This is a genomic window from Sphingobium sp. Ant17, from assembly GCF_000588875.1.
Lineage (GTDB): Bacteria > Pseudomonadota > Alphaproteobacteria > Sphingomonadales > Sphingomonadaceae > Sphingobium.
In genome coordinates this window covers 1-2,500 of the sequence record NZ_JEMV01000127.1, presented here as the reverse complement: position 1 = coordinate 2,500, position 2,500 = coordinate 1, and the positions used below count along the sequence as shown (strand labels likewise).

The 2,500-nt window shown below is 52.2% G+C and carries 1 rRNA gene; it reads left to right on the top strand.

The window, feature by feature from the left end:
* Nucleotides 1–201 precede the first annotated feature (201 nt).
* Nucleotides 202–2,500 (top strand): 23S ribosomal RNA (locus BF95_RS24455); the annotation flags it as partial.

Below are 2,500 nucleotides of genomic sequence, written 5' to 3'. Positions count from 1 at the left end.
TTGTGAATGGGTTTTTTAATCGATGCCGTGGCGACATGGGATTGGTTTTTATGCGTTTGGCCGCAAGGCTGGGCGGATGAAGGTCGATCGACAAGTCGTACACTAAAATGATTATCTGGCTGAGTTTAATAACCATACCGTATCGAACGACATTCAAGCACTTGATCATCTTCCAGTGCTGTCGTTGGTGGTGTGGACTCTCAAGCGTGAGGTAAGGGCATCTGGTGAATGCCTTGGCATGTACAGGCGATGAAGGACGTGGCACGCTGCGATAAGCGTGGGGGAGCTGTGAGCAAGCTTTGATCCCGCGATTTCCGAATGGGACAACCCACCTTCACCATTTAAGACTGGTCCAGCAGCAATGCTGGCCCCGTGTTAAATGGGAAAGGTATCACTAAGCTGAATAAAATAGGCTTTGGTGAGGCGAACCCGGAGAACTGAAACATCTCAGTACCCGGAGGAAAAGACATCAACCGAGATTCCGTTAGTAGTGGCGAGCGAACGCGGACCAGGCCAGTGCCTGGTGCTTAGTTAACAGAAGTGTCTGGAAAGGCACGCCATAGCGGGTGACAGCCCCGTATGTGAAAGCAAAGCATCAGGACTCGAGTAGGGCGGAGCACGTGAAACTCTGTCTGAACATGGGGGGACCACCCTCCAAGCCTAAATACTCGTACATGACCGATAGTGAACCAGTACCGTGAGGGAAAGGTGAAAAGCACCCCGATGAGGGGAGTGAAACAGTACCTGAAACCGGATGCCTACAAGCAGTGGGAGGATCCTTGAGATCTGACCGCGTACCTCTTGCATAATGGGTCTGTGACTTAGTGTATCAAGCAAGCTTAAGCCGTTAGGTGTAGGCGCAGCGAAAGCGAGTCTGAATAGGGCGATAGAGTTTGATGCATTAGACCCGAAACCCGGCGATCTATGCATGACCAGGTTGAAGGTGCGGTAACACGCACTGGAGGACCGAACCGTTCAATGTTGAAAAATTGTCGGATGAGTTGTGCTTAGGGGTGAAAAGGCCAATCAAGCCGGGAAATAGCTGGTTCTCCGCGAAATCTATTGAGGTAGAGCGTCGGATGATTGCCGTTGGGGGTAGAGCACTGGATGGTTGCGGGGGTCGCGAGATCTACCAACACTAACCAAACTCCGAATACCAACGAGTCTAGTCCGGCAGACAGACGGCGGGTGCTAAGGTCCGTCGTCAAAAGGGAAACAGCCCTAACCTACAGCTAAGGTCCCCAAGTCATCACTAAGTGGGAAAGCATGTGGGATTTCCAAAACAACCAGGAGGTTGGCTTAGAAGCAGCCATCCTTTAAAGAAAGCGTAACAGCTCACTGGTCTAAATAAGAGATCCTGCGGCGAAGATGTAACGGGGGCTAAAAGTGATGCACCGAAGCTTAGGGTGTGATCGTTTACGATCACGCGGTAGCGGAGCGTTCCGTAGGCCKTTGAAGCGATCTGGTAATGGGTCGTGGAGGTATCGGAAGTGCGAATGCAGACATGAGTAGCGATTAACAGTGTGAGATGCACTGTCGCCGAAATTCCAAGGGTTCCTGCTTAAAGCTAATCTGAGCAGGGTAAGCCGGCCCCTAAGACGAGCCCGAAGGGGGTAGTCGATGGGAACCACGTTAATATTCGTGGGCCTGGAGGTGTGTGACGGATGGTGTAAATGGTCTGGGCTTATTGGATTGCTCCAGGCTGTGAAATCGTCCCAGGAAATAGCCCCTCCGTATAGACCGTACCCTAAACCGACACAGGTGGAATGGTAGAGTATACCAAGGCGTTTGAGAGAAGTATCCTGAAGGAACTCGGCAAATTGCCTCCGTACCTTCGGAAGAAGGAGGCCCCATATAAGCGCAAGCTCTTATGGGGGGCACAGGCCAGGGGGTAGCGACTGTTTAGCAAAAACACAGGGCTCTGCTAAGTCGGCTTCAAGACGACGTATAGGGCCTGACGCCTGCCCGGTGCCTGAAGGTTAAGAGGAGGTGTGCAAGCACTGAATTGAAGCCCAGGTAAACGGCGGCCGTAACTATAACGGTCCTAAGGTAGCGAAATTCCTTGTCGGGTAAGTTCCGACCTGCACGAATGGCGTAACGACTTCCCCACTGTCTCCAGGATATGCTCAGCGAAATTGAATTCTCCGTGAAGATGCGGAGTACCCGCGGTTAGACGGAAAGACCCCGTGCACCTTTACTGCAACTTCAGAGTGGCATTAGGAAAGAGCTGTGTAGCATAGGTGGGATTGAGCATCGACGCCAGTTTGATGTGGAGCCATAGGTGAAATACCACCCTGCTGTTTTCTGATGTCTAACCTCGTACCGTTATCCGGTACAGGGACCCTCTGTGGTGGGTAGTTTGACTGGGGCGGTCTCTAAGAGTAACGGAGGCGCGCGATGGTGGGCTCAGGACGGTTGGAAACCGTCTGTTAGAGTGCAATGGCATAAGCCCGCCTGACTGCGAGACTGACAAGTCGAGCAGAGACGAAAGTCGGTCATA